The following is a 25,379-nucleotide window of genomic DNA, read 5'->3' on the forward strand; positions in this document are numbered from 1 at the left end:
AAGTTCGTGCATGTCCCGGGCCGGGGACCCGAGCTAAAGTGAGGGATGGGCATCGAAGCTCTGGCCAGGCCGGTACCTCGCGAACACCGCGTGCTCGTGCGCGAGATGCTGGCCAGGCTGCCGGAGTTCGCCGATCGCCTGGCCCGGCTGCTGAGTGAAGAGGACGAGTTCTACCGGCAGGTCGACCACGTCGCGCCGGACGAGCTGCGGCAGGTCTGCCACGCCAACCTCGAACGCGCGCTGTCCGCACTGGCCGAAGGCCGCGGCCTCGCCCTCGACGCGGCCCGCAAGACCGGGCTCGTCCAGGCACGCCAGGGGATCCCGCTGCCCGCGGTGCTGCGCGCCTTCCGGATCGGCGGCACGTTCGTCTACGAAGCCCTGCTGGAGCTGGCCGGTCCGGAGTTCCTCAACCCGACCCGGACGATCGAGATCAACTCCTACGTCTGGAAGGCGATCGACCTCTACTCCGACGCACTGACGACGGCGTACGAACAGGTCGCGGCCGAGCCGTCGCACGCCAACGTGCGGCTGCTCGACGACCTGCTGCGCGGCCGGCTCACGAGCCAGGCCGACATGGAGGCGGCCGCCCGCGATTTGGGCCTGCCGACCGCGGGCATGTTCGTCGCGGTGGTCACCGAGCGCGTCGAACCCGACGAGCACGACACCGTCGAGGCGTTGCTGCGGGCACGCCGCTGGCGGTCGGCGTGGCGGCCGGGCGGCGAGGCCGGCCTGGTCGCGATCGACCGCATCGAGGACGTCCGGCGCCTGCGCGAAGTGCTGGGCTCGCTGCCGGTCGCGGCCGGGATGAGCAAGCCGTTCAGCGGCTTCCCCGACGTCCCGGACGCCCTGCACCGCGCCCGGATCGCGCGCCGCTCGCTCCCGTCGGCGACGGCGGGTGTCGTCGTGTTCGGCGATTCGCCGGTGACGACGCTGGTCGCCGCGGCGCCGGGGATGGCCCGCGACGTCGTCCGCTCGGCGCTGGCCGGCGTGCTCGCGCTGCCCGGCGCGGAACGGAAGGTCTTGCTCGACACGCTGCTCGCGTGGTTCGCCGGCCACGGCTCGGCGAAGGAAGCCGCGGACCGCTTGTTCGTGCACCCCAACACGGTCCGCTACCGGCTGCGGCGGGTGCAGGACCTGACCAAGAGGGACCTGACCGACCCCGCCGACATCGGCGAGCTGTACGTCGCGCTGGAGTCGGTACGTCTCGATCCTGACTCGACCGATTGACTTTCGATAGATATCGAGCGATAGTCATCGCATGGTTTCCGAGAAGTGGGCCGTTCGCGCGCTCAGAGTGTTCCTCGTCGTGTTGTTCGGCGTCCTCGTCGTCTTCCAGACGCTGTCGTTGCCGGGCGGCATCGCCTACCACACGCAGCAGAACCCGCACGACGCTCCGCTGCGCTGGCCGCTGACCGCCATCGCGGTGTTCCTCGTGCTGTGCGTCCAGGTGGTGCTCGTCGCGACCTGGCAGCTGCTGACGCTGGTCAAGAAGGACCGCATCTTCACGACGGCGTCGCTGAAGTGGGTCGACGCGATCGTCTGGGCGATCGGCGCGGCGTGGCTGGTGTTCGTCGGCATGCTGCTGTTCGTCGGGTTCAATGCGGACGACCCGGGGATGCCGATGCTGCTGTTCCTGGTGACCGTCGGGATCACGGTGCTGGGCCTGCTGATGGTGGTCATGCGCGCGCTGCTGCGCCAGGCCACGACGCTGCGGTCCGACATGGAAGCGGTCATCTGATGGCGATCGTCGTGCGCATCGACGTCGAGCTGGCGAAGCGCAAGATGAGCGTCGGGGAGTTCGCCGAGAAGGTCGGCCTGACACCGGCGAACGTGGCGGTGCTGAAGAACGGCCGGGCGAAGGCGGTCCGGTTCAGCACGCTGGAGGCGATGTGCCGGGTCCTCGGCTGCCAGCCCGGCGACCTGCTGGAGTGGGTGGACGAATAGCCCGCCGCGGATCGGGGTCCGCGGCGGGCGGGGCGTCACCTCGTCTGGGCGTTGGGCGACAGGAAGCTCCAGCCGAGACCGCACGGCGCGGTGGACCAGCTGGGGTCGCCCTGGACCCGCCAAGCGCCGTAGAAGTTCGAGTAGTCGACGCTGCCGGTCGGTGTCACGTACTTGCAGTAGGCCACGGCCCGGAACTGCGTGCCCGAAGCCGACGCGTAGCAGTAGGCCTTCGCGCCGTTGCCCGACTGCGAGGCGCTGCAGTAAGCAGGCGCAGCGGAAGCGGGTGCGGCCATCGGCACAGCCAGCCCGACGGCCGTCAGCGTCGCGGCGAACAAGGTCTTCACGGTGCGGGACTTCATCGTTCCTGCCTCCTGGCGTCGTGGACGGGTACCCGACGTCCACGCCGCCGGGACGGGCCGGTTGAGCCGCCGGCCGGAGCGTCACCTGGTCGGACCAGTGCGTCAAGCCGCGTCGGCCTCCACCAACCTCGCCAGTTCCAGCAACGTCCCTTCGAAACCGGGACCGGCGGTGAGCGCCACCGTGAGCGGACCCCCGCGCCGGTCCGTGCCCACCGGGAGGGTCACCGCCGGCTCCGTCCACTGGGGACGGTCCACACCGGCCGAGACGACCACGTCCGCACGGGCCGCCGGGCCGCGGCGGCCGCCCGCGTCGAGGTCGAGGACGACGTTGCCGTGTAGGGAAAGCAGTGCCGCCACGTCCGCCACCGCGTCTCTCAGCTCGCGGTCGGCGATCGAGTCCGAATGCGCGCCGATCGCCGCCCGGGAGGGCTCGCCGCCGAGCCTCGGCACGATCACGCCGAGGTCGCCCAGCGTGCAGGCGAGCGGCCGGATGCCGGGCACGCCGGCCAGCGGGTCGGTCAGCGTGATCCCCGCGCTCGCGGCCGCCGCCACGATCCGGGCCCGCCAGCGCGCGGTGGCCGCGATCGCGACCATCGAGGGGTCCTGGGGCAAAAGGAATTCGCTCCTTCGCGGTACGGCGCGGCGGACTGGGGATCGTCCGATGGTGGGCCCGCGCCCGTTGTGCCCGGGAACAAACATGTTTGGTCCCTTGGTCCGAACGGCCGCGTACATGCGACCTTCCGGTGGCACCGGGTGTCTGTGACCGCCGGTCACACTTTGACGCGCGGCGTGGCGCGGGCCACTATCCGCAGCACTGATTACCGCCGGGTAATTTGTGCTGTCGACGAGGACGACCCAGGAGGACCGTTGCGACGTGCTTTCGGCCTGATCTTGCTGGCACTGGGCGTCTTCGCCGTCGCCGGGGCGGTGCTCCTCCCCACGTACGTCTACCCGAAACTCGCCAAGGTGCCCCTCGACCAGGACTCGACGTCGGTGCTCGAAGGCACCGCGAGCAAGGTCCTCGCCGTCACCGACGACGGCTCCGGCCCGGTCTCGAACATCCGCGAGAACGCCAAGCTGACCGCGGTGGCGCACGTGCAGGCGAACTTCGCCGCGCCCGAGATGCACCAGGACACCGACTACGCGGTCTGGCTGCTCGCGGTGCAGGTCACCGACGACGCCGACGGCACGGTGCTGAGCGCGAGCAAGCGGCAGGTCTGCTTCGACCGGCGCACCGGCGAGGGCTACGACCCGCGCGGTGCGACCGACCCGTCGTGCGCCGCGAACAGCAGCTACGTCACCGAACTGAAGGACAAGGCCGACAAGGACGGCCAGAAGCCGCCCGAGACGAACATCGAGAAGGCGCAGCCCGGCCTGAACTTCAAGTTCCCCTTCGGCACCGAGCAGAAGGACTACAAGGTCTACGACGACAACACCGGCGCGGCCGTCACCGCGCGCTACCTCGGCACCGAGACGGTGAACGGGATCGAGACCTACAAGTTCGTCCAGGAGATCCCGGACACGAAGCTCGACTCGAAGAAGGTGCCCGGCGCGCTGGTCGGCTCCGCCCAGTCCTCTGTGGACGCCGACCTCTACTACCGCGGCGTGAACACGCTGTGGGTGGAGCCGGTCACCGGGATCGAGGTCAAGCAGCAGCAACAGCAGCACCAGGAGCTGCGGACCCTGACCAGCGCGGCGGTCGTGTTCGACGGGACGCTCGCCTACAACGGCAAGACGATCTCGCAGATGGTCGACCAGGTGAACGCGAACAAGGGCAAGCTGGAGTTCCTGTCGAGCACCGGCCCGCTCTGGCTCGGCATCGGCGGTGGCGTGCTGATCGTCGTCGCGATCTTCCTGCTGGTCCGCCGCCGTCCGGCCGAGCCGCCGGCCCCGCGGCAGCGGCGCCAGGTGGTTTTCGCCCGCACCTGATCACCGTTTCCGCAAGACCAGGACCAGGTTCCACGAAGCGATTTCGCGAAGGCCGGGAATCCGCACGATCCACATCGCCCAGCTCGGGTGGTAACGCGGGTACCCGGCCACGAAATCGGCGATCGGCGTCGTCTTCGCCCAGCGGAGCGCGGCGCCGACCGAAACGGGGAACAGGCTTTCACCGAATTTGTTCTTCGGCTGCTTCCCCTCTTTCCGGGAATACCGCTGCCGGGCGTAGTACCCGCCGAGGAAGTGCCACGGCGCGGTCTCGTGGCCGCCCCACGGGGAGAACCACGGCGTGAACGACGCGAAGACCGTGCCGCCGGGCTTGGTCACCCGGCACATCTCCTCGAGCATCACCCACGGTTGGCTGACGTGCTCCAGCACGTTCGACGAGTAGCAGACGTCGACGGATCCGTTGCGCACGGGCAGTTCCGTGCCACTGGCGCGGATCATGTTCTCGCCGGGCTCGCCGCGCGCGGACAGTTCGCCGACGTCCGGGTCGAGGCCGAGGTAGACCGCGCCGGCCGCGCGGAACGCGTCGGAGAAGTACCCGGGCCCGCCGCCGACGTCGAGCACCGTGCGCCCGGACAGCGGAGTGTGCGCCGCCAGTTGCCGGACCGAGTCGGCGGCCAGCGCGGAATAGAAGCCGTCCGGGTCGCTCTGCTCGGTGAGGAACGTGCGGAAGAGCGTCACGGAACGGCCGAGCGTGGCGCGATGCGGCAAGTCGACAACAGAATTACCCACCATTGAACCGTCGCTTTCCCGATTGCGTTCCTCTACTGTGTACGCACCGGTAACCTAGCATCGTCGCTACAGTTTGGATAACCCGATGGAACGTCCTCGTGTGCTCCTCGTCAACTGGCGCGACACCGGCCACCCCGAAGGCGGCGGGTCGGAGCGGTACGTCGAGCGGATGGCCGAAGGGCTCGCGAGAGCCGGGTACCGGGTCGAGATCCAGTGCGCCGCCTACGCGGGCGCGACCGCGGGCGAGTGGCGCGACGGCGTCCGCTACCGGCGCCGCGGCAACAAGTTCGGCGTGTACGCGCACGCGTTGCGCGCGATTCGTCGAGCCCGCGCCGACCTCGTGGTCGACGTGCAGAACGGCATGCCCTTCTTCGCCAAGCTCGTCGCCGGGTGTCCCGTGCTGGTGCTCGTGCACCACGTCCACAAGGAACAGTGGATCAGCGCGCTCGGCGAGACACTGGGCCGGGTCGGCTGGTGGATCGAGTCGCGACTGGCGCCGTGGCTGTTCCGCAAGTGCCGGTACGTCACGGTCTCCGAGGTCACCAAGGCCGAGCTGGCCGGGCTGGGCGTCGAGCGCGCACGGGTGACCGTGGTGCCGAACGGGCTCGACGCGCCGCCGGCGTGCGTGTCCGACCGGGACGCCACGCCGACGCTGGTCGCGGTGAGCAGACTGGTGCCGCACAAGCGGATCGAGCACGCCATCGACGTCGTGGCGCGGCTCGCGCGGCGCTGGCCGGAGCTGCGGCTCGAGGTCGTCGGGCAGGGGCCGTGGGACGAAGTGCTGCGCGCGCACGCGGTTTCGCGCGGGGTCGCCGACCGCGTGGTCCTGCACGGCTGGGTCGACGAGCGGGCCAAGCACGAGATCCTCGCGCGGTCGTGGCTGCACCTGTGCCCGTCGGTCAAGGAGGGCTGGGGCATCGTCATCATGGAGGCGGCGGCGCACGGCGTGCCGTCGGTCGCCTACCGCGCGGCGGGCGGGGTGGCGGAGTCCATTGTGGAGGGCCGCACCGGGCTCCTGGCCGAGGACTTCGAGGACTTCACGGCCCAGGTGGACGGTCTGCTGGCCGATGGGCTGCGGCGCGCGGAGATGGGGCTGGCCGGCGCCGAGCGGGCCGGGACGTACAGCTGGGACGCGAGTGCGGGGCAGTTCGAGGCCCTGGTCAGGGAGGTCTCCGGGCTTCCGGCGCCCCGGCCGCGGGTGCTGGGTCAAGTGGAGCGGGGTGAAGCGCTGGCCTCGTGAACCGCGGCCCGGAACTCCTCCAGCAACCGCTCCGCCGCCGCCGCGTCGAAGTCCCGCCGACGAGCCCGCACCGTCACAGTTGTAACGTCCCCAGTGGTCGCGACCCCAAAAGCGACCCCGGACCGCCCACTCGCCGCCGGATAAAACGCCAGCCAGCGCACGGAATCCCCCGTGGACACCACACCCAGGTTGGACACCAGGAACGTCGAGCCGAGCCGGCTCGCCAGCAGCCGCGTACCCAGCCGGGCCAGCCTGCTGCTGCGCGCCGGAAAATCGGGTTCCGGCGGCTGGGCCGCCAATACCGCGGCGGCGTCGACACCCGGACGCAGCCGCAGCCGGAAGAACGCGCTGTCGTGCACCGGTTCCGGCGCGGCCCCGGACCGCCACGACGCACCCAGCGCAGCCACGACCCGCGCAGTGCGGGCGCCGTGCGCGCGGTTCCAGCTTTCAGTGGCAGCTACGGCAGCCGAGACGAATCCCGCGGCCCCGAGCCGCAGCCGTGGCTCGTGCCGGGCGCAGAACACGTCACCCGCGTCCGGCACGGCCCGATCGGGCGCAATCCGGCCGGGAGGCGCGAAAAGCGCCTCAGCGAGCCGCTGGAGGGCCGAAAGCGCAAAGGGTTTCCCGCCGGCGCGCTCCCCGATCCCCCGCGCACCCGAAGAAACCGGGACGTCGAGGAGGATGCCGAGCACCGACAGCAGGCCGAGGCCGTCGAGCGCGCCGTGGTGCGCGGCCACGAGAAGGGTCGGTTCACCGACCGCGACCCGCAGGAGCGGCGCACCGCGTTCGTAGGGCGCCGAAGCGAAGTGGTCGCGTGTGGACGGCAGGTCGGTGACCTGCTCGATGTCCGGCACGGCACCGAGGTGCGGGTACTGCTGGACGGCGGCCGCCAGCCGGGCGCGGAGCTTCTCCGGTTCCGGTGCGGCCACGCCGAGTTCCGCTTCGAGGAGGATGCTCCAGGAAACGGTGGGGTCGCCGTAGAGCCCGACGACGCGGTGGGCGTGGTCGGAGGCGAGCCGGGTCACGCGTCAGCGGTTCCCGTAGATCTTGCCGGGGTGGTCGGCGGGGTTGTACTTCACCTGCGCGTTCAGCTTTTCCTGCACCTGGGCGGAGCTGTCCGGGTCCGCGCTCTTGGTGAGGGCGAAGCCCGCTCCGGTCGCCAGACCGCCTCCGAGGATGACGGCGGCGACCACGCCGATGACCGTGCCCACGTGTCACTCCTTCCGCGGCGGGGAATTCCTGCCGCGGCCCAATGTACGCATCGGTAACATGCGGCACAACAGTGCGACGCACAGCGACGCGAGCGCTACTCCGTTCGCCACCAACGCGGGCGCCCACGAAATCGGTTTCACCGCCGGCTCACCCGGGGTCCGGTACAGCGTCAGCCAGTCACCCGACCACACCGGCGTCGCGCCGGCGAGCAACCGCTCGTCGACGTCGCCGGGTGTCCCGTGCTCGACGAGGATCCAGCCGATGCCCGCCTCGGTCAGCTCACGCGCGGACGTCGCGGCGCGGACGTCGCCGATGCGCGGGTCTTCGCCGGCGACGCGGTCCGCTCCCACTTGGAGGGTGTCGTCCATCAGCACGGGTTTCGGGAGGACGCGCGGCGCCGGGTCGAGCTGCGTGCGGTCGTCGTTCCAGGCGAACCCGCGGAACGCCGACAGCGGCAGCGTCAGGACATCGCCGGGGCGGTCACCGAGCACTTCGGACACTGCCTGCCAGTCCGCCGGGTAGCGGACGGTGGCGAGCCGTCCCCAGCCGCCCCACGCCAGGTCGGGCAGGGTGAGCAGGGGGAAGACGGCCGCCGCGGTCACGAGCGCGACGCGCCCGCGTTCGGTTTTCAGCTTGGCCGCGGCGACTTCGATGGCGAGCGCGAAACCCAGCGCGAGCGGCAACGCCCACCAGGCGACCCACTTCTGGGCGTCCCGCAGGAGTCCCGCACCGGGCAGGTGACGGGTGGCGGCGGTCAGCAGCGCGTCCCCGCCCGGCAGCGTCGCCAGTGACGCCAGCAGCACGCCCGCGGCCCCGAGGGCGAACAGGGACCGTGCCGGTGCTTTCCCCCAACGCAGGGTGAGCGGCTTGAGTCCGGCGACCGCGATGGCGACGACCACGAGCGTCAGCACCGGGACGAGCGGCATGGCCCGGCTGCCGGGAACCGTTTCGGCGTTCCAGATCCCGCCCAGGCCGAGGACGCTGAGCAGCGCGGGGCCCCAGCTTTCGGCGCGGGCGCTGAACGCCGTGACGCCGGCCGGGTCGGAGTACGTGCCGCCGGCGTTCAGGAACGTGGGGACCAGCCAGGGCAGGTTGAGCACGATCGCGATGGCGAGGGTCTGCCACAGGCGGCGGGAACCTCCGGCGACGGCCATCACGACGGCGGCGAGCACGCCACCCGGCGGCGTCAGGACGGCGGGGGCGCAGGCGATCACGAGTCTCGGCAGCGCGTTCGGTTCGTGCTTCCGCGCGGCGAGTCCGGCGCGGACGATCCAGGGCAGCGCCGCATACGTCAGGAGCAGCGGCCAGTGGCCGATGAAGAGCCGCTCGGCGACGTACGGCGTCCAGGCGTACGCGATCGCGGCGACGAGCCGCGTGCCGAGGTGTTCGGTCGGGACGAGCCGGCCGGCGCCCTGCGCGGCGGCGAAGATCGCCAGCAGCAGCACGACTTTCTGGACGATGTCGCCGGGCAGCACGGTCGTGGCGAGCGCGACGGCGGCGTCGGCGGGGACGGACCGCGGCAGTGTGCTGCCGATCCCGAACGCGTCCGGCACGAAGTACTGGCGGGGCGCGAACACCATGTCGTAGCTCAGGACGAACCCGCGCCCGAGCAGCGGGGCGCAGACGGCGAACGCGAGCAGGACGGACACCACGGGGAGCGCGAGCCGTCTGCCCGTGGTGTCCACGGCCCTTCCTTTCCGGTGTCCGCGCGGTTAGGGTCCCTGGAAATTACCCGCCGGTAATGGGAGCCCGCCGTTGAGCGTAGCCACCGAAGCGCCGGCCCGGACCGGCAACCGGGTCGCGGCGATCCTCGTCTCGCTCGCGCTCGCGGGCAACAACGCGGGCAGCTACGTGCTGAGCCTCGCGGCCGCGCGGATCCTCGCGCCGGGGGCGTTCGGGGAACTGAGCTCGCTGCTGGCGGTGCTGGTCGTCGGCGTCGTCCCGGCGATGGGGCTGCAGACGGTGGTGGCGCTGCGGGTCGCGCGTTCGCCGTCGCTGACGCAGGGTTCGCTGTTCGCCCTGGGGCTGATGACGAGCGCGATCGTCGCGACGGCGGCGTTGACGCTCAGCCCGTTGCTGGTGCTCCTGCTGCACCTGGGGTCGCTGACGCCGGCGCTGCTGGTGACGGCCGCGCTCGGGCCGTTGACGCTGCTGGGCGTGTTCCACGGGCTGCTGCAGGGCGCGCACCGGTTCGCGCTGCTGGCCGGGTTGATCGCGCTCGAGGGAGCGGGCAAGGTCGGTGGTTCGCTGGTGGGCCTGCTGGTGTCGGGCTCTCCCACGGGCGCGCTGGCCGGGACGGCTCTGGGGTCGCTGGCGGTGGTCGTCGCGGGCTGGTGGGTGTGCGGCCGGCCGCGTCCGCGCTGGGCCGACCGGCACGGCGTCGAAGTACTCCACACGGCGCAGGCGATGCTGGCTTTGGTATTGCTGGTGAACCTGGATCTGGTGCTGGCACGGCACACGCTGCCGTCGGCTTCCGCCGGGGAGTACGCGCTCGGGGCGATCGTCACGAAGATCGCTTATTGGCTGCCGCAGGCGGTGGGCGTGCTGGTGTTGCCGCGGTTCGCGGCTTCTTCCGGACGTCGGCAGGCACTGCCGGTGGCGTTGGCGGTTTGCGCTTTTCTGGATGCCTTCGTGGTGCTGGTTTCGGTGGTGCTCGGGCCGTCGTTGCTCGTGGTGATCGGCGGTGCGCGGTACTCCGGGAGCACGATGCCGGTGTGGCCGTTCGCGGTGGCGGGGTCGATGCTGGCTTTGGTGCAGATCCTGTTGTACGCGCGGTTGGCTGATGGGGATCGCCGGGTCGCGGTGCTGATGTGGGCGGCTGTCGGGGTGGAAGCGTTGCTGATCACGGCTTGGCTGCACGGGTCGGCGACGCAGGTGGTGACGGTCGCCGCCTGTTGCGCGGGTGGGTTGGCGGTGGCCGGCGCGGTTTTGGAGTTGCGGGCGCGCCAGACGCCATGAACGACCCTTTCATGTCACCAGACGCCATGAACGACCCTTTCATGACGTTCCCGGCCTGAGCAGCCCCCGTTTTCCACGCTACCGGGGAGCACCGACACTTTCCGGTGCCTAGGTCGCCGGTTCGGTCGGGTTGTCCCCACGGGTGAACCAGTCCACGCACGTCGCCACCGTCGCGGCCGCCGCCAGCAGCAGGGCCGCCTGCGTGACCGGGCCGTACGCCCACTCCTGGCCGTGGCCCAGTACGCGGCCCGTCACCGACACCACCGCCGCCACGGCCATTCCGCCGAACGCCAGGTACCTCGGCGCGCGGTCCCAGAACTGGCGGGCCAGCAGGCACGCGATCAGCAGCACCACCGGCAGCATCCCGCCGAGCGCGACCAGCAGCCCGATCAGGACCACCGGCACCAGCGACCCGCCCGGACGCACCGCGAACGGCCGCCGCCGCGCCGGCCAGAACACTCCCACCAGCAGCACCAGCACCGCGCACGCGCCGATCAGCAGCGCGAGCCGGTACGCCGAGTCCGGGGTGAACGACAGCGACACCACGCCGCCCGCGCCGGCCGGGACGATCCACGCCTGCTGCCAGCCGTCGACTCTGGTGCGGGCCAGCTCGCGACCGTCCATTGTGGCCACCCAGCCCGCGTTCGCGTTCTCCGGGACCGCCAGCACCGCCTCCGCGCCCGGCGCGACCGTCACCGACCGCGAAGCCGCGTCCCACTTCCCCACCTGCACCGCGCGGTGCACCGGCGGCGCCGGCTCGACCGCGGGCCGCAGCCACAGGTCCTGGACGACGAACGAGTCCGAGCGGTCCGTCCGCAGCTCGTGCCCGCCGGACGGCAGCGAGATCCCGCCCTCCGAATCCCGGCACATCCGCAGCTCCAGAGGCCGGTGCGCGATGATGTCCGACAGCGTTCCCTGCACCGACGTCCGGTAGTCGAGCCCGTCGAGGTGGACGTTCGGCCCGGACCCGCACGGCACCGTGAACGCCGGGTCCGGCCCGGGCAGCAGTCCCTCGGTGCCGGACAGTTCCAGGCTCCCGATGCCCACCACGGCCCGCGCGGCGGGATCGTCGTCGTCGCCCGGGAGCACGAGCTGCAGCTGGTCGGTGTCCAGGGGTTCGAAGGACGCCGACCCGCTCGCGTCGAGCTCGACCGTGCGCGACCCGGACCGGCCCACCAGTTCCACTTGACGCGGCGCGCGAGCCCCGCTCGCCGGCGCGACTCCGATGTGCAGCCCCGAAATCCGCTTCGGGGCCGTCCAGTTCAGGGTGAGCGTCGGCCGCAGGTCGGTGACGTCGGGGCGCCACGTCGTGCCCGCGTCGCCGTCCACCGCCGCGAAGCCGCCCGCCGCCGGGTCGCCGCCCAGCTGGGACGTCGACGCCACCGTGACCCCCGGCAGCGCGACCGGGTTCTTGCCGCCGCCCGCGGGCAGCACCGTGCCGCCGACGAGGAACGTCTGCTCGGCCGGGGTGCTGAACAGGCGCCGGATGCCGTCGGGTTCCTCGCCGTCACGCACCGTCGACGCGTCGCACCGCACCGCGCCCTCGGCGGGCAGGCAGGCGTACCGCGGCGCGGCACCCCGCGTGAACGCGAACCCGGGCGCGGGCCCGGCGGGCAGGTCGGCCGGGACTTCCAGCGCGCGCTGGGGTTCCGTGCCGGGGATCTTCAGCTCTGCGATGCCGACGTTCCCGTCCTGCCGCCCGACCACCAGCGACAGCAACGTGATCCGCACCTTGCGCGTCACACCCGCGGCCACGGAGTAGGTGTGCGGCCCGGCGCCGCGGATCACCTGCTGGTCGACCGAGCCGTTGTCGGTGGTGATCCGGACCCGCGTCGCCGGCCAGCCGACGCGCAGGTCGTCGACCATCTCCAGGTTGACCGAGTTCACCAGCCGCGGCGTGTCCAGCTCGACCTCGAGCCACTGGCCGATCGGGCCGGTGAACGACGACGAGCGCCACGACGTGCGCGGGTCGCCGTCGATCGCGGCGAACGGCTGGTGGCCCGGGTCGGACCCGCCGAACGCGTCGGCGAACGACGCGGCCGTCGACGCCGTCACCGCGCGGATGCCGCGGTAGGCGGCGACGGTCTGGTGCTCCTCGCCCGGGAACGGCAGCACGTCCCCCGCCGCGCGCTGCTGCCGGAACGCCTCGCCGGCGGTGAGGGTCTGGCTCAGGTTGTCCCTTACGCCGCCTACGTTCCGTTCGGCGCGGCGAAGCCCATCGGTGACCAGCCGCGGCCCGCCTGGCGAGCCGCCGTCACCGGTCAGCACTGTCGGCGTCGAGGGGTCCAGCTGGCCGGAATCGATGAGTGGCAACAGGTTTTCCGGTCCGCCGCTGACCGTCGGGACGTCCGTGGTGGCCGTCGCCGTGGCGAGTTGCACGGCCTTGCGGACCTCGTAGATCTCGAGGGGCCCGAACTCCGCCGCCTTGCCGATCCCGGGCGAGCCGGCGAGGCCGGCCCGCAGGGTCGCGATCGGCGGTGCGTTCGTCCGGTCGCGGTCGATGTCGTTGCGCAGCAGCAAGAACCGGTAGCCCGAGCGCGCGAGCAAAGCGGCGAGGCCGGGGTCGCCGCGGCCGTCGGCCAGCGCCGCGTCGACCGAGTCCATCAGCCGCGTGTTGCCTTCGGACCCCAGCGGCACCTGGTTGCGCACCGCCCACGGGCTTCTCGCGATGGCTTGCGCGGGTTCGTCGACCGTGCGGCCCCAGTCGTATTCGCCGAACCCGGTGGCCGGCAGCAGCAGCGTCCGCGCGTTCGGGTCGGCCTTGGCGACGTAACCCATGGCGTCGTACCAGTAACCGGGAACCTCGTCCCAGCCCGGCCCCGAGCGCAGGTTCAGCAGCCACGCCGGCGCGGCCATCACCAGCACCAGCAGCAGTCCCAGCGCCGGCCGCAGGAACCGGCGCGCGGACTTCACCCGGACCGGGCTCGAAATGCCGTGCACGAACGCCAGCATCAGCGGCAGCCGCAGCACCGGCTCGAACTTGTGAACGTTGCGCAGCGGGGCGAGCGGCCCGTCGAGCAGGTGCCGGACCTGTTCGGCGACCGGGCTGTCGAGCGTGCCGACGTACCCGATGGTCAGCAGCGTCAGTCCGGTGAGGACACCCAGCACGAGGAACCGGCGTTCCGGCAGGCCGCGGCGGGTCAGGCCGAGCAGTCCGACGCCGGCGACGAGCCCGGTCGCGAGCATCAGCACCGGGTTGTCGATCAGCGACCAGCCGCCCGGCCACCACGGCGTGCCCTGCACGACGTAGGCGACCCACTGGTTGGTCCCGCGCAGCACCTCGAACAGCGACATCGGCGCGGTGGTGTTCGTCGCGGACTCGATGTAGTCCAGGAACGGCAGGCTGTACTCGCCGAGCAGCAGCAGCGGCAGGATCCACCACAGCGTCGCGCCGGCGACGAAGACGCACCACCAGACGACGAGCCGCACGTGGTGTCGTGTCCACTTGCGCGTCAGGAGCCACAGCCCGGGCAGGACGAGTGCCATCACGACCATCGCGCCGTTGACCCCACCCATGCACAGCACGGCGAGCGCGGACAACCCGGCGGCCCGGCGCGGCGAACCGATCGTCCCGGCCCGGACCAGCGGCACCAGCACCCACGGCAGCAGCACCGCGGGCAGCATTTCCGCGGACAGACCGCCGATTTCGGTCAGCATCCGCGGCGCGAGCGCGTACCCGAGCGCGCCGATCAGCCGCGTGCGTTCGGTGCCGAGCTTCATCGCGCGCGCCAGCAGCAGCGCGCCGCCGAACGCGGCGGAGAGCAGGATGGCGCCCCACAGGCGTTGCGCGATCCACGCCGGCACGCCGACGGCCTGGCACAGCGCGAAGAACGGGCCCATCGGGAAGAGGTAGCCGTACGCCTGGTTCTGCAGCTCCCCCGCCGTGGCTTGCGGGTTCCACAGGTGCAGCGCGCGGCCGAGGAACGCGAGCGGATCGACGGCGAGGTCGAGCTTGGTGTCGAAGGTCGTCTTCCCCGGCATCTGCAGGAATGACAACGTGGTCAGCGCCAGCACGATCCACGTGCTCGGCCGACGCACGAACGCGCCCACCGAGAACTTCCGGGCGCCGCTCGAGGGCGGGGCGTCGTCCCGGGACCGTTCGCGGGTGGCGGTTACCATCCGGTAGATACTAGGCCGAAACCTGGCTACCATGTGCCAACCGATTTCCGAACCCCTGGCAGGTGCGCCATCTCGTTCGAAGACGCCTGGGCTCTGGCCGAACCCGTCAAGGGCTGGATGACGCGTGCGCAGGGCGAAGCGCTGTGGAACGCCGTGTGCCGCCTGGAGAAGGGCGACGTCGTCCTGGAAATCGGCAGCCACCAGGGCAGATCCACGATCGTCCTCGGCTCGGCGGCCCGCACGGCCGGCGCGACGGTGATCGCCGTCGACCCCTTCGTCGACGGCCGGTTGTTCGGCGGATCGCCGACGCGGCAGCTGTTCGAGCGCAACATCCGCCAGGCCGGGCTGGACGACGTCGTCGAGCTCGTCGCCGGTTACAGCACGGAACTGCGCCCTGACTGGGACCGGCCCCTACAGCTGCTTTACATCGACGGCAAGCACGACTACTGGACCTACACCGACGACCTGCGCTGGTCGGACCACCTGCCGCCGGGCGCGGAAATCCTGGTGCACGACTGCTTCTCCTCGATCGGCGTCACGCTCGGCACGATCGCGAAAGTCCTCTTCGGACGCCGGTACACCTATGTGGACCGAGCCACGTCCCTGGCGCGGTTCACGCTGAAGCCACCGTCCACGGCGGACCGCGTGCGCGTGCTCGCGCAACTGCCGTGGTTCCTGCGCAACGTCGTCATCAAGGTGCTGCTGCGCCTGCGGTTGCGGCCGGTCGCGCGGCTGCTCGGGCACGACAGCCCGTACGACCCCTACTGAGTCACCGGCTTCCCGACCTCGACCTTCGCGACGCACACCGGCGCGCCCGGGCTCGACAGCCGCAGTCCGATGTGGTCGAAGAGGCCGTCGACCGGCAGGTACAGCGAGTGCAGCCCGGCCTGGAACCACACCGGCGTCCGGTCGACCAGGCCTTCGCCGCCGTCCGAGGTGAAGTAGTCGATCTTCAGCAGGTGCCTGCCGAGCACCGGTTTGTCCAGCGGGACGCGCACCAGCGTCTCGCCGACCGTGTAGCCGCAGTTCGGCACCGGCCCCTGGACCCCGCGGGATTCCGCGGCCACCCCGGTGATCGCGTGCGGCGTGCCGGTCGTGTCGAGCAGGTGCATCCGGTTCGTCGGCTGGTCGAAGTGCGTGCCGGGGATCAGGCCGGCCACCCGGGACGCCTGGGAGTCGACGCCGAACCACTCGTGGACCACATCGGACGGCACGAAGGTGTCGTAGAAGACCAGATCCGGGTCCTCCGCCACGGCCGCCCGGACGTTTGCGAGGTACTGCCCGGAATGCTCGAACCGCAGGGCCGGGGCGAGCCTTGAAAACCCGATCACGGAACTGACGAGCAGAAGCACGCACGCGATTAGCGCGATCGGCCGTTCACGCTTTCCGCCGGACGGCGCAACTTCCCCCGGCCGCAGGAAAGCGAACGCTCCACAAAGGGCGGCCACGAACGCCAGCTCGGCCAGGTACCTCGGGTCGTCCCCGGCGGCCGGGCCGACTTCGCGCAGCCGCGTGAACGCCAGCAGCCCGACGTCCAGGGCGAGCAGCAGCCCGAGCAGCGCCCACGCCCGCCACGCCCGGCGGCCGCCCACGCGCGCGCCGGCGATCAGCAGGCCCAGTGCCGCGGCGAACAGCAGGACCACGACGGCGAACGGCGACGGCGCCCAGGTCGCCCCCGGCCCGGGCCCCGACCACGGCCCGCCGGCCAGGCCGGGCAGGAAGGTGTCGCCGAGCATCCGGCCGGTCAGGTCGGCGACGGTCCCGGCGGTCATCGGCGGGCCGCCGGAGGCCACTTGGCTCGACGTCAGCGCGAGGTAGCCCACGACGAACGCGGCGAGCAGCGCCGCGTGCCCCGCCCAGTAGCGCCACCGTTCCCGGAAGGACTGTCCGAGCAGGACGGTCACGCCGGCCAGCAGCACCGGGACCACCACGGCCTTCTCGTAGAACGCGAGGCCGAACAGCGTCCACGCGAAGGTGCCGATCCACCAGCGGCCGCCCTCGCGCAGGAAGCGGACGTGCCAGTACAGGGCCCCGGCGGCCCCCAGCACCACCGGCACGATCTGGACGCCGTAGGCCCACCACAGCGTCGGGACCAGCAGCAGCGTCGAGGCCGTGAACACGGTGAACGGCACCAGGATCGCCCACCGGCGGCCGAAGCAGCGCACCAGCACGCACCAGAACAACACCGTCGCGGCGGCCCGCATCAGCAGCAGCGGCGCCATGAGCAGGGCGAAGTTCAGCGGCGCCCACCAGGTCAGCACCGCGGCGAGGAAGAACCCGCCGGGCTGCAGGTGCCCGTGGTAGTCCTGGAAGAGGTAGCCGAGGTCGAACGGCCCGGCCGCGGCGGCCCGGTAGGTCACGACGAAGTCGTCCTGCGCGAAACTCCCGTGCAGCGCCGCCCAGGTGTGGAACGCGAACGGCACCACCCCGGCGACGAACGCCACGATGACCACAGTGGACGGTCTTCGCGTGACCCGTGGCGCGGGCTTTTCGGTCTCCACCAACACGGGCGTCCTCAATTCTTGCAGGCGGGCGGCTGGCACATGAGCTTGCTCAGTGCCTGGTAGAAGACGTCGGAGATCTTGCGCGGGTCCGGCGTGGTGAACGACTCGCCGCCGGTCGCGGCCGAGATCTGCTTCAGCTCGCTCGAATCGATGTCCGGGCCGATGCCGATCCCGATCACCGGCAACGGCTTCCGCGGGTCCTGCAGCCGGCCGAGTTCACCGAGCAACCCGGGCAGCCCGATCGAGTCGCTGTCCTCGTTGCGGCCGTCGGTGAGCACGACGACGACGTTGATCCGGCCGAGCTGCCAGTTCTGGCGCGCGTTCTGGTACGCGGCGAGGATCGAGTCGTACAGCCCGGTCGCGCCGCCGGCCTTCGGCTTGACCGCCTGCAATTTCGCGACACCACCGGCGGCGAGCTGTTGGGAGATGGGCCGCATCGGCAGGAGTTCCTTGAAGTCCTTGTCGCCGTCGAGCTTGGTCGAGAACAGCCAGAGCCCGATTTCCGTCGTCGGCTTGAACAACCCGAGACCCTGGGTCGCGGCTTCCAGCGTCAGGGCCATCCGGCTGCGGCCGGTGCCGGGCACGGTGGCGGCCATCGAGCCGGAGACGTCGAGCAGCACCTGGACGCGTGCGCTGAGGTTGGCGCCGGCCCAGGCCTGCAGCACGCCGTACATCGCGTCGGGCGCCGGCGGCCCGGCCGGACGCGGCGCCGCGTCCGTGCGGGTGTCGCGGGGCCGGTCGCCGAGCAGCTGCCCGGCCGGCGTCCGGAACCCGGCGTCGGCGAACGTCTTCGTCGCGGTCTGGTCCAGCAGCAGCCGCAGGAACCGCTCGGCCGCCGACCGCGAAGCCTCCGACGCCCGCGGCAACACGACGTACGGGTAGTCGAAGCTCGGCACGCCGGCCGCCGGGTACGCGGCGACGAGCTTGCGCGCCAGCACCGACTGCTCCGACGCCGGCGACGCGGTGAACGGCTGCTTCACCGCGGACACCTTGCGGATCTCCTCGGTGAACGCCGCGCCGGGGTCGGGCGCGTCCTTGGTCAGCTGCTGCAGGCCGATGAGCGCGGAGATGGCCGCCGGGTCGCGGCCCGGGTCGGGCAGGCCGACCGGGCTGCCCGCGAGGACGTCCGACCAGGACGGTGACTTCCCGGGCCAGCCCGCCTGTTTCGCGACGTCGTCGGTCAGCGCCAGCACGACCGGCGAGCTCGCCACCGACTGGCCGGACTCGGGCAGGTTCCACGCGCCGAGGTCGCGCGCCTGCAGCAGCCAGCTGCTCGACTCCGGCACCCAGACGTCGGGTCCGTTCGCGCCGTTGGCTTCCAGGGCCGCCGCGGTGGCGGCCGACGCGGCCGCGGTGACCTCGACGGTGTAGCAGTCCGGCCCCGGCACGCCGCGGGCGAGCGCGCCGAGCACCGGTGCGACGTCCGGCGCCGCCGTGATGCGGACGGGAGTCGTGGTGTCGCAGCCGCCGGCGGCGAGGCGGTCGCGCAGCCAGTCGACGCCGGCCCAGGCGAGCAGGGCGACCACGAGCAGCACGCTCAGGACGACGACCCGCGCGTCGACGCGCCGGGCCCGCGCCGGGTGTGCCGCCATGCACGTACCTTCCGTCGTGGAGTCTTGGCAGCTTGCCAGCCGGGTGAGCGCGAAGCCAGACCCGGCAGCGGAAAGTCACCATCGGCGCGTGAGACCGTGGTGAAGGAATTGCGCGGTGGGGCCATTTTGGTGACAGTCCGGAACTGCGTAACATTTCCGCTTGACGCCCGTCCCACATGGGTAACAGCACGATGGCGGATCGCGGAGACGATTTCGCCGTCCCCGAAACGGCGAACGGCACCGAACGGAGACGCAACCCGTGCGCACGATGTACGACGCGGTCACGGCCGCGAACATTCCCGCCGGCGCGGAGATGGTCGCGGGATACATCGACAAGATCAAGCTCGAACCCTGGTCGGCCGCCGACTGGGCGAGGTTCCCGAACGCGGTCAAGGTCACGATCGTCAAGAAGGCCTCGACCAACGACGGTCACGTCCTGGACGTCGAACCCGGCGACGCCACGCCGGGCGAGGCACCGGGGTGGGTCCGGATGCGCCGCGCCGCCGGCGCCGATCCCACGATCTACTGCAACCTCTCGACCTGGCCCTCGGTGCGGTCGGCGTTCTCGTCGGCCGGTGTCGCCGAGCCGCACTACTGGATCGCCCACTACAACGGCGATCCCGCCATCCCGGCCGGCGCGATCGCCAAGCAGTACCGCGGAGACGTCGCCCCGGGCTACGACGTCTCGTCCGTCGCGGACTACTGGCCCGGAGTGGACGGAAACGGTTCCGCCTCGACTGGAGTGGAGATCATGGAGCGCATCACCGTCACCCCGCCGAACGCCAACCAGAACACGGTGCGGGTGTTCCTGTCCGGCAGCCCCGGCGCGGCGGTCATCGTCCGGCCACGGCTGGGCGGTGACGGCTTCTCGAAGCCGATGTGGGTCGGCGACATCTTCGCCTGGGGCAACGACCACCAGGGCGTCGGCCACAACCCGACGCAGGTCGCGGGCTACAACAACAAGCTGACGTCCCACCGGCGCTACGACCTGCCGGGTGCGGTGTGGGCCGACATCAACTACAGCGCGTCCGACCCGTTCGAGATCGACATCGTCGGCTGACGTGTCCCTCGCCCCGATCGTGCCTTCGCACTGGCAGGATCGGGGCATGGAACGCGTGCTCGGCATCGGTGGGTACTTCTTCCGCGCGGCGGACCCGGAGGCGCTCGGCGCCTGGTACCGGGACTGCCTCGGCCTGGAGACGGACGCGACCGGGGTGTGGCGGCAGGAGTCCGGGCCGACGGTGTTCGCGCCGTTCGAAGCGTCGACGGACTACTTCGGTTCGCAGGCGCAGCAGTCGATGCTGAACTTCCGGGTCCGCGACCTGGACGCGATGCTCGCCCAGCTGCGGGAGAAGGGCGCCGACGTCGTCGACGACGTCCAGGAGATGGACGGCATCGGCCGGTTCGGCTGGGTGGTCGACCCCGAGGGCAACCGCGTCGAGCTGTGGCAGCCGGCCTGATCGGTCACCCGGGTGGCAGCGCGCGGCAGAGAGCGTCGACGGCCGCCGGGTACGCGTGCTCCGGCGGGGTCGCGTAACCGACAACCAGTCCGTCCATTGTGGACATCGTGCTCGCCGGGTGGCGGAACGCGGCTAGGCCGTCCAGCGCGAGTCCTTGCCACGCCGCGGCTTTCACCGCCGACGGCTCGGTTCCCGGCGGCAGCCGCAGCACCGCGTGCAGTCCCGCGGCGATGCCGGTCGGCGTCACGTGCGGGGCTCGTTCGGCCAGTGCGTCGACGAGCCGGTCGCGACGGCGCCGGTAGCGCTGGCGCATGCGCCGGATGTGCCGGTCGTACGCGCCGGAGTTCAAGAACTCCGCCAGCGTGAGCTGGTCGAGCACCCCGGCCCACGCCTCGCGCTCCCCCTTCGCCGCCAGCACCGCGTCGACCAGCGCCTCCGGCAGCACCAGCCACCCCAGCCGCAACGCGGGTGACAGGCTCTTGCTCACCGAACCGGCGTAGACGACGTGCTCGGGGTCGAGCCCCTGCACCGCGCCGACCGGCTTGCGGTCGTAGCGGAACTCGCCGTCGTAGTCGTCTTCGATGAGCACGCCACCGGTCGTGCGGACGTGGTCGAGCACCGATTTGCGGCGGTCGTGGTGCAGCGGGCCGCCGGTCGGGAACTGGTGCGCGGGCGTCAGCACCGCGGTCGGCACGGTCAGTTCGTCGACACGCGCACCTTTTTCGTCCAGGGCAAGGGGAATCGTCTCGACTCCGGCCTTCGTGAAGATCGAACGGTGGAACGGGAGCCCGTACGCCTCGACGGCGAGCGGTCCGGGCAGGACGGCCGGGAACAGCAGCCGCAGCGCGTGCGCGTACCCCGAGCACACGACGATCCGCTCCGGCGACGTCCGCACCCCGCGGGCCCGCGCGAGGTAGCCGGCCAGCGCTTCCCGCAGTTCGAGCCGGCCACGCGGGTCGCCCGGCCCGAAGGCGTCGTGCGGGGCGACGTTCAACGCGCGTCGGGCGGCGGCCAGCCATTCGGTGCGCGGGAACGTCGTCGCGTCCGGCTGGCCCTGACGCAGGTTGTACCGCGGCGCGCTTGCTTCCGGTGCCTTCTTGGGCGTCCGGGGCGGCGGAAGCGGCTCGGCCCGCGAGGCGACGCGCGTGCCGGAGCCCTGGACCGCGGTCAGCCAGCCCTCGGCGACCAGTTCGGCGTAGGCGTCGGCGACGGTGTTGCGGGCCAGCCCCAGGTCGGTGGCCAAGGCCCGGTACGGCGGGAGCCGGGTGCCCGGGGCGAGCCGTCCGGTGCGGACGGCGTCGCGCAGGGCGGCGATGAGCGCGGCTCGCTTGCCGCCGCCCGCCAACTCCAGGTGGAGGTCGACGCCCGAATTGACCCACGATTCCGGCACGGAAATGCACCCTACACGGAGGTCAAACCGCGCCTAGGTTTCTGGTCATGACGAACTCCCGCATCAACTTCGCCAAGTCCGCCCCGAAGGCCTTCAAGGCCCTGATCGGCTTCGACGCCGCGGCTCGCGCCGGGCTCGACCCCGCGCTGGTCGAGCTGGTCCAGATCCGCGCGTCGCAGCTCAACCGCTGCGCGTACTGCCTGCACATGCACACCTCCGACGCCCACAAGGCCGGTGAGAGCGAGGAGCGGCTGCACATGGTCGCGGTGTGGCACGAGGCTTCGCACTTCTTCAGCGAGAAGGAGCAGGCCGCACTGGCCCTCACCGAAGCCGTCACGCTGATCTCGGGCGGCGTCCCGGACGACGTCTACGCCCGGGCGGCCGGCCAGTTCGGCGAGGAAGAGCTGGCCCAGCTGCTCGCGCTGATCTTCACGATCAACACGTGGAACCGCATCGCGATCACCACCGCGAAGGTGCCCGGCACGGACGAGCGGGTCGCGCGATGACCCGCCGTCCGGGTGCGGTGCTCGCGCTGCTGGCGTTCGCGCAGCTGATCATCTCCCTCGACTACAACATCGTGTACGTGGCGCTGCCGGACATCGGCCGCGACCTCGGGTTCTCCGCGCAGAGCCTGCAGTGGGTGGTGAGCGCGTACGCGGTGGCGTTCGGCGGGTTCCTGCTGCTGGGCGGCCGGGCGTGCGACCTGCTCGGTCCGCGCCGGGTGTTCGCCGCCGGGTGCGCGCTCTACGCCGGCGCGTCGCTCCTGGGTGGGCTGGCCGGGGACCCCGGCCTGCTCGTCGCCGCCCGGGCCGGGCAGGGACTGGGTGGAGCGCTGCTCTTCCCCGCGACGCTCACCCTGGTCAGCACGTCGTTCGCGGCCGGTCGCGAGCGCAACCGCGCGTTTGCGGTGTGGGGTACGGCGGGTGGCAGCGGCATGATCCTGGGCTCGCTACTCGGCGGGGTGCTGACGCAGGCGTTCGGCTGGGCGGCGGTGTTCTTCGTGAACGTGCCCCTGGCCGCGGCGGCCGCGGTGCTCGCGTTCGTCCTGCTGCCGGCCGACCCGGCCCGGACGCCCGGCCGCCGGTTCGACCTCCCGGGCGCGCTGACCGCGACGCTCGGCACGACGCTCGTGGTGTTCGCGCTGGTCGAAGGCCCGGAAGTGGGCTGGACGTCGGTGCTGGTCCCGGCTTGCGCCGGTCTTGCGTCGCTGGCCGCGTTCGCCGTGATCGAGCGCCGCAGCCGCGATCCGCTGTTGCCGGTGCGGCTGCTGCGGGAACGCAACCTCGGCACCGGGGTCGTCGTGACGTTCCTCTACATGGGCACGTTCGGGACGCTGCTGTACTTCCTCACCGCGTACTTCCAGGGGGTGCACGGCTACGGCGCGCTGGCGACCGGGCTCGCGTTCGGCGTGCCGATGGTGGCGATCGCGGCGGGTTCCCAGGCGGCGGGCCGGCTGGCCACCCGGTACGGCACGCGTCCGACGCTGGTGGTTTCCCTGGTCGTCGGCGGAGCCGGGGCAGTCATGCTGGGGCTGTCGATGACGCTTTCGGCGTCCTACCTGGAGTTGGTGCCGGCGCTGGTCGTGCTGGGACTGGGGCAGGGCGCGGGCTACACGCTGATGTTCGGCGCGGCCGCGACCGGGATTCCGGCTTCCGCACAGGGGATCGCGTCCGGGGTGGCGTCGACGGCCCAGCAGGTCGGCGGCACGGTCGGGTTGGCGGTGTTCGTCGCGGTGGCCAACGCGGGCGCGTCCGAAGTGGACGGTCTGCGCACGGCGGTGTTCCTTGCGGCGGCGGGGATCGCTTTGACCGCGGTAGTGGCGCTGCGGTTCCGCGACTCCCGCTCGGCCGTGGCGGTTCCGGCCTGAGCAGCCCCCGTTTTCCACGCTACCGGAGGGCACCGACAACTTCGGCGCGGTCGGGCGCGGCAAACGACGTGAATGACTCATTCATGTCGCCTGGCGACATGAATGAGTCATTCACGTCATCCGGGTCAGTCCGCGAGAGCCAGCAGATCGGCCTCCGGGACCGGCTCCTCGGCCGGCTCCTCGGCCGGCTTCTTGCGGGCGGCCAGGCCGCTGATCGCGATCAGCAGCCCCAGCACCGCGATGCCGGTGACCACGCTCAACGCCGGCGTCAACCCGGTGAGCAGCGCGGCCGGCGAGGCTTCACGACCGCCGTTCGCGGTCAGGACCGCCGTCACGACCGCGAGCCCGATCGCGCCGCCGACCTGCAGGGACGTGTTCAGCAGGCCGCCCGCCAGACCCTGCTCGCTGTCCGAAATCCCGGCCGTCGCCTGGATGTTCAGCGACGAGAACGCCAGCGTGAAGCCGATGCCGAGCAGGATCATGCTGGGCAGCACGAACGCCGCGTACCCCGAGTGCTCGTCGACCCGCAGGAACAGCGCGTAGCCGATGACGTGCGCAACCACGCCCGCGAAGATCGTGCGCGGCGTGCCGACGCGGTCGATCAGCGGCTCGATGCGCGGCGAGCCGAACGCCACGATCAGCGCCGCCGGCAGGAAGCCGAGCGCCGTCTGCAGCGCGGACCAGCCCAGCACCCGCTGCAGGTACAGCATCACGACGAACTGGAACCCGATGTACGCGCCGAAGAACAGCGCCCCGCCGAGGTTCGCCCTGGCCAGCGGTCCGGAGCGAAGGATCCCCAGCCGCAGCAGCGGGTGCGCGCTGCGCTTCTCGATGACCACGAACGTCACCAGCAGGGCGAGCGCGACGGCGAACGTGATCAGCGTGCGCGGTGCGGCCCAGCCGATCTCCGGCGCTTCGACGACGCCGAACACCAGCAGCAGCGAGCCGGCGGCGCCGGTGATCGCGCCCGGGAAGTCGTAGCCGCGCCCCTCTTCCCGCTGGTACGACGGGATCAGCTTCCAGGCCGCGACCAGCGCGACGAGCGCGATCGGGGCGGGCAGCAGGAACGTCCAGCGCCAGCCGACCTCGGTCAGCAGGCCGGAGAACACGAGACCGGCGGAGTACCCGCTGGCGCCGAACACGGCGAAGATGCTGATCGCCTTGTTGCGGGCCGGGCCTTCCTGGAACGTCGTGGTGATGATGGACAGCGCGGCCGGCGCGGTGAACGCGGCGGCGAGGCCCTTGACGAAACGGCTCGCGATGAGCAGCGCGCCGTCGTCGACGAGGCCGCCGAGCAGCGAGGCCAGCGCGAACACGGCGACGGCGACGAGGAACACGCGGCGGCGGCCGAGCAGGTCGGCGGTGCGCCCGCCGAGCAGCAGCAGCCCGCCGTAGCCGAGGACGTACCCGCTGACGACCCATTGCAGCGCGTTGGTGGACAGGCCCAGGTCGGCCTGGATGACGGGGAGCGCGACGCCGACCATCGACACGTCGAGCGCGTCGAGGCCGATGACGATCGAAACGGTGAGCAGGACACCCCAGAGACGTGCGTCCCACCGGGTCGAGGTGGTGGACAAGGACACGGAAGAGCTCATGGCGGCGACAGTACATGCACGCGCATCTAATGTCGAAGCATTTAATGTGTTTGCATCTGATGCTTGCGCATGCTAAGTTGGTCGCCGTGAGCGACGTCGCTGAGCAAGGTCTGGTCGAAGAGTGGCACGAGCTGCTGGCCCGCTACTCGGCCGTGTTCACCACGCTCGAGTGCCGGCTGCAGGAGCGCCACGGCATCGGCGCGAACGAGTTCGAGGCCTTGGAGCGCCTCGCGACGTGCGACTTCAAGTGCCGCTCGGCCGACCTGACCGGGGCGATCCACCTCAGCCAGAGCGCGACGTCACGGCTGGTCGCCCGGCTGGAGAAGGAAGGCCTGGTCGAGCGAGCGTTGTGCGAGGTCGACCGGCGCGGCATCTTCGTGACGATCACCGACGCCGGCCGGGAGAAGTACCTCGCGGCCAAGCAGACGCACCGCGAAGTGCTCAACGAGACCCTGCGCTGACC

At 71.5% G+C, this 25,379-nt stretch carries 23 protein-coding genes; 12 read left to right on the forward strand and 11 right to left on the reverse strand.

The annotated features are described in order from the left end of the window. The first annotated feature begins 45 nt into the window (after nucleotides 1–45). From ACIQWX_RS31660 to ACIQWX_RS31670, 3 genes are read left to right on the forward strand one after another with little or no spacing between them, the layout of a single operon-like run. Complete coding sequence (locus tag ACIQWX_RS31660; RefSeq protein WP_400878814.1) at nucleotides 46–1,227, forward strand: PucR family transcriptional regulator; 1,182 nt, start codon at nucleotides 46–48, stop codon at nucleotides 1,225–1,227. Nucleotides 1,228–1,258: 31 nt separating this feature from the next. Then, nucleotides 1,259–1,738 (forward strand): DUF2975 domain-containing protein, encoded by a 480-nt coding sequence (locus tag ACIQWX_RS31665; RefSeq protein WP_400878817.1) that lies wholly within the window; start codon nucleotides 1,259–1,261, stop codon nucleotides 1,736–1,738. Continuing rightward, on the forward strand, nucleotides 1,738–1,944 hold the full coding sequence (locus ACIQWX_RS31670) for a helix-turn-helix domain-containing protein (RefSeq protein WP_372664394.1): 207 nt from the start codon (nucleotides 1,738–1,740) through the stop codon (nucleotides 1,942–1,944). Before ACIQWX_RS31665 ends, ACIQWX_RS31670 begins: the two co-directional genes overlap by 1 nt. A 35-nt stretch (nucleotides 1,945–1,979) precedes the next feature. Here ACIQWX_RS31670 and ACIQWX_RS31675 read toward each other — a convergent pair whose 3' ends face one another. Then, nucleotides 1,980–2,303 carry a hypothetical protein gene (locus ACIQWX_RS31675; protein WP_400878821.1) on the reverse strand — a complete coding sequence of 108 codons (324 nt, stop codon included), beginning with the start codon at nucleotides 2,301–2,303 and terminating at the stop codon, nucleotides 1,980–1,982. Between the two features lie 102 nt (nucleotides 2,304–2,405). Continuing rightward, the gene (locus ACIQWX_RS31680) at nucleotides 2,406–2,915 is read right to left on the reverse strand and encodes a hypothetical protein (protein WP_400878824.1); all 510 of its coding nucleotides are present in this window, start codon (nucleotides 2,913–2,915) and stop codon (nucleotides 2,406–2,408) included. A 255-nt stretch (nucleotides 2,916–3,170) separates the two neighbouring features. On the opposite strand from ACIQWX_RS31680, the gene ACIQWX_RS31685 reads away from it, so the two are divergent. Then, nucleotides 3,171–4,232 carry a DUF3068 domain-containing protein gene (locus ACIQWX_RS31685; RefSeq protein ID WP_400878827.1) on the forward strand — a complete coding sequence of 354 codons (1,062 nt, stop codon included), beginning with the start codon at nucleotides 3,171–3,173 and terminating at the stop codon, nucleotides 4,230–4,232. Here the strand turns inward: ACIQWX_RS31685 and ACIQWX_RS31690 are convergent, their stop codons facing one another. Then, nucleotides 4,233–4,928 carry a class I SAM-dependent methyltransferase gene (locus tag ACIQWX_RS31690; protein WP_400878830.1) on the reverse strand — a complete coding sequence of 232 codons (696 nt, stop codon included), beginning with the start codon at nucleotides 4,926–4,928 and terminating at the stop codon, nucleotides 4,233–4,235. 151 nt (nucleotides 4,929–5,079) lie between these two features. On the opposite strand from ACIQWX_RS31690, the gene ACIQWX_RS31695 reads away from it, so the two are divergent. After that, entirely contained in the window at nucleotides 5,080–6,219 is a 1,140-nt protein-coding gene (locus tag ACIQWX_RS31695; protein WP_400879790.1) for a glycosyltransferase family 4 protein, read from the forward strand. On the opposite strand, the gene ACIQWX_RS31700 is transcribed toward ACIQWX_RS31695, so the two are convergent. The 3 genes from ACIQWX_RS31700 to ACIQWX_RS31710 are packed head-to-tail and all read right to left on the reverse strand — an operon-like array spanning nucleotide 6,186 to nucleotide 9,116. Next, on the reverse strand, nucleotides 6,186–7,244 hold the full coding sequence (locus tag ACIQWX_RS31700; protein WP_400878832.1) for a hypothetical protein: 1,059 nt from the start codon (nucleotides 7,242–7,244) through the stop codon (nucleotides 6,186–6,188). The two genes, ACIQWX_RS31695 and ACIQWX_RS31700, sit on opposite strands and share 34 nt — an antisense overlap. Nucleotides 7,245–7,247: 3 nt before the next feature. Further along, nucleotides 7,248–7,430, reverse strand: a complete 183-nt coding sequence (locus ACIQWX_RS31705; RefSeq protein ID WP_400878834.1) for a hypothetical protein — start codon at nucleotides 7,428–7,430, stop codon at nucleotides 7,248–7,250. A 3-nt stretch (nucleotides 7,431–7,433) separates the two neighbouring features. Then, entirely contained in the window at nucleotides 7,434–9,116 is a 1,683-nt protein-coding gene (locus tag ACIQWX_RS31710) for a hypothetical protein (RefSeq protein ID WP_400878837.1), read from the reverse strand. A 70-nt stretch (nucleotides 9,117–9,186) separates the two neighbouring features. On the opposite strand from ACIQWX_RS31710, the gene ACIQWX_RS31715 reads away from it, so the two are divergent. Beyond that, nucleotides 9,187–10,389, forward strand: coding sequence for a lipopolysaccharide biosynthesis protein (locus tag ACIQWX_RS31715; RefSeq protein WP_400878839.1), 1,203 nt, complete (start codon nucleotides 9,187–9,189; stop codon nucleotides 10,387–10,389). A 108-nt stretch (nucleotides 10,390–10,497) separates the two neighbouring features. Here ACIQWX_RS31715 and ACIQWX_RS31720 read toward each other — a convergent pair whose 3' ends face one another. Further along, a complete protein-coding gene (locus ACIQWX_RS31720; protein WP_400878842.1) occupies nucleotides 10,498–14,508 on the reverse strand; it encodes an alpha-(1->3)-arabinofuranosyltransferase family protein in 4,011 nt (1,336 codons plus the stop codon). A 117-nt stretch (nucleotides 14,509–14,625) separates the two neighbouring features. On the opposite strand from ACIQWX_RS31720, the gene ACIQWX_RS31725 reads away from it, so the two are divergent. Continuing rightward, nucleotides 14,626–15,276 (forward strand): class I SAM-dependent methyltransferase, encoded by a 651-nt coding sequence (locus ACIQWX_RS31725; RefSeq protein ID WP_400878845.1) that lies wholly within the window; start codon nucleotides 14,626–14,628, stop codon nucleotides 15,274–15,276. Here ACIQWX_RS31725 and ACIQWX_RS31730 read toward each other — a convergent pair. Then, nucleotides 15,270–17,012, reverse strand: a complete 1,743-nt coding sequence (locus tag ACIQWX_RS31730; RefSeq protein ID WP_400878848.1) for a hypothetical protein — start codon at nucleotides 17,010–17,012, stop codon at nucleotides 15,270–15,272. The genes ACIQWX_RS31725 and ACIQWX_RS31730 overlap by 7 nt on opposite strands. 11 nt (nucleotides 17,013–17,023) lie before the next feature. Beyond that, nucleotides 17,024–18,604, reverse strand: coding sequence for a substrate-binding domain-containing protein (locus ACIQWX_RS31735; RefSeq protein ID WP_400878851.1), 1,581 nt, complete (start codon nucleotides 18,602–18,604; stop codon nucleotides 17,024–17,026). A 259-nt stretch (nucleotides 18,605–18,863) separates the two neighbouring features. On the opposite strand from ACIQWX_RS31735, the gene ACIQWX_RS31740 reads away from it, so the two are divergent. Continuing rightward, complete coding sequence (locus tag ACIQWX_RS31740; protein WP_400878853.1) at nucleotides 18,864–19,664, forward strand: hypothetical protein; 801 nt, start codon at nucleotides 18,864–18,866, stop codon at nucleotides 19,662–19,664. A gap of 46 nt (nucleotides 19,665–19,710) precedes the next feature. Beyond that, nucleotides 19,711–20,064: a VOC family protein gene (locus ACIQWX_RS31745; RefSeq protein ID WP_400878856.1), complete on the forward strand. Its 354-nt coding sequence runs from the start codon at nucleotides 19,711–19,713 to the stop codon at nucleotides 20,062–20,064. 4 nt (nucleotides 20,065–20,068) lie between these two features. Here ACIQWX_RS31745 and ACIQWX_RS31750 read toward each other — a convergent pair whose 3' ends face one another. Then, entirely contained in the window at nucleotides 20,069–21,454 is a 1,386-nt protein-coding gene (locus ACIQWX_RS31750) for a PLP-dependent aminotransferase family protein (protein ID WP_400878858.1), read from the reverse strand. A gap of 47 nt (nucleotides 21,455–21,501) precedes the next feature. Here ACIQWX_RS31750 and ACIQWX_RS31755 point away from each other — a divergent pair, with 47 nt between their 5' ends. Together ACIQWX_RS31755 and ACIQWX_RS31760 are read left to right on the forward strand one after the other, a co-directional pair. Further along, on the forward strand, nucleotides 21,502–21,960 hold the full coding sequence (locus ACIQWX_RS31755; RefSeq protein WP_400878861.1) for a carboxymuconolactone decarboxylase family protein: 459 nt from the start codon (nucleotides 21,502–21,504) through the stop codon (nucleotides 21,958–21,960). Then, the gene (locus ACIQWX_RS31760) at nucleotides 21,957–23,321 is read left to right on the forward strand and encodes an MFS transporter (protein WP_400878864.1); all 1,365 of its coding nucleotides are present in this window, start codon (nucleotides 21,957–21,959) and stop codon (nucleotides 23,319–23,321) included. The genes ACIQWX_RS31755 and ACIQWX_RS31760 overlap by 4 nt, the downstream gene beginning before the upstream one ends. A gap of 125 nt (nucleotides 23,322–23,446) precedes the next feature. Here the strand turns inward: ACIQWX_RS31760 and ACIQWX_RS31765 are convergent, their stop codons facing one another. Beyond that, complete coding sequence (locus ACIQWX_RS31765) at nucleotides 23,447–24,916, reverse strand: MFS transporter (protein ID WP_400878866.1); 1,470 nt, start codon at nucleotides 24,914–24,916, stop codon at nucleotides 23,447–23,449. 86 nt (nucleotides 24,917–25,002) lie between these two features. On the opposite strand from ACIQWX_RS31765, the gene ACIQWX_RS31770 reads away from it, so the two are divergent. After that, a complete protein-coding gene (locus ACIQWX_RS31770) occupies nucleotides 25,003–25,377 on the forward strand; it encodes a MarR family winged helix-turn-helix transcriptional regulator (RefSeq protein ID WP_400878869.1) in 375 nt (124 codons plus the stop codon). Nucleotides 25,378–25,379: the final 2 nt, after the last annotated feature.

This window comes from Amycolatopsis sp. NPDC098790 (genome assembly GCF_044759945.1).
Classification (GTDB): domain Bacteria; phylum Actinomycetota; class Actinomycetes; order Mycobacteriales; family Pseudonocardiaceae; genus Amycolatopsis.

Coding starts and splice junctions, on each gene's coding strand:
- ACIQWX_RS31725 (WP_400878845.1), top strand. CDS start 14,626: ATGACGCGTGCGCAGGGCGAAGCGCTGTGGAACGCCGTGTGCCGCCTG.
- ACIQWX_RS31765 (WP_400878866.1), bottom strand. CDS start 24,916: ATGAGCTCTTCCGTGTCCTTGTCCACCACCTCGACCCGGTGGGACGCA.
- ACIQWX_RS31760 (WP_400878864.1), top strand. CDS start 21,957: ATGACCCGCCGTCCGGGTGCGGTGCTCGCGCTGCTGGCGTTCGCGCAG.
- ACIQWX_RS31660 (WP_400878814.1), top strand. CDS start 46: ATGGGCATCGAAGCTCTGGCCAGGCCGGTACCTCGCGAACACCGCGTG.
- ACIQWX_RS31755 (WP_400878861.1), top strand. CDS start 21,502: ATGACGAACTCCCGCATCAACTTCGCCAAGTCCGCCCCGAAGGCCTTC.
- ACIQWX_RS31735 (WP_400878851.1), bottom strand. CDS start 18,604: ATGGCGGCACACCCGGCGCGGGCCCGGCGCGTCGACGCGCGGGTCGTC.
- ACIQWX_RS31665 (WP_400878817.1), top strand. CDS start 1,259: ATGGTTTCCGAGAAGTGGGCCGTTCGCGCGCTCAGAGTGTTCCTCGTC.
- ACIQWX_RS31670 (WP_372664394.1), top strand. CDS start 1,738: ATGGCGATCGTCGTGCGCATCGACGTCGAGCTGGCGAAGCGCAAGATG.
- ACIQWX_RS31675 (WP_400878821.1), bottom strand. CDS start 2,303: ATGAAGTCCCGCACCGTGAAGACCTTGTTCGCCGCGACGCTGACGGCC.
- ACIQWX_RS31745 (WP_400878856.1), top strand. CDS start 19,711: ATGGAACGCGTGCTCGGCATCGGTGGGTACTTCTTCCGCGCGGCGGAC.
- ACIQWX_RS31720 (WP_400878842.1), bottom strand. CDS start 14,508: ATGGTAACCGCCACCCGCGAACGGTCCCGGGACGACGCCCCGCCCTCG.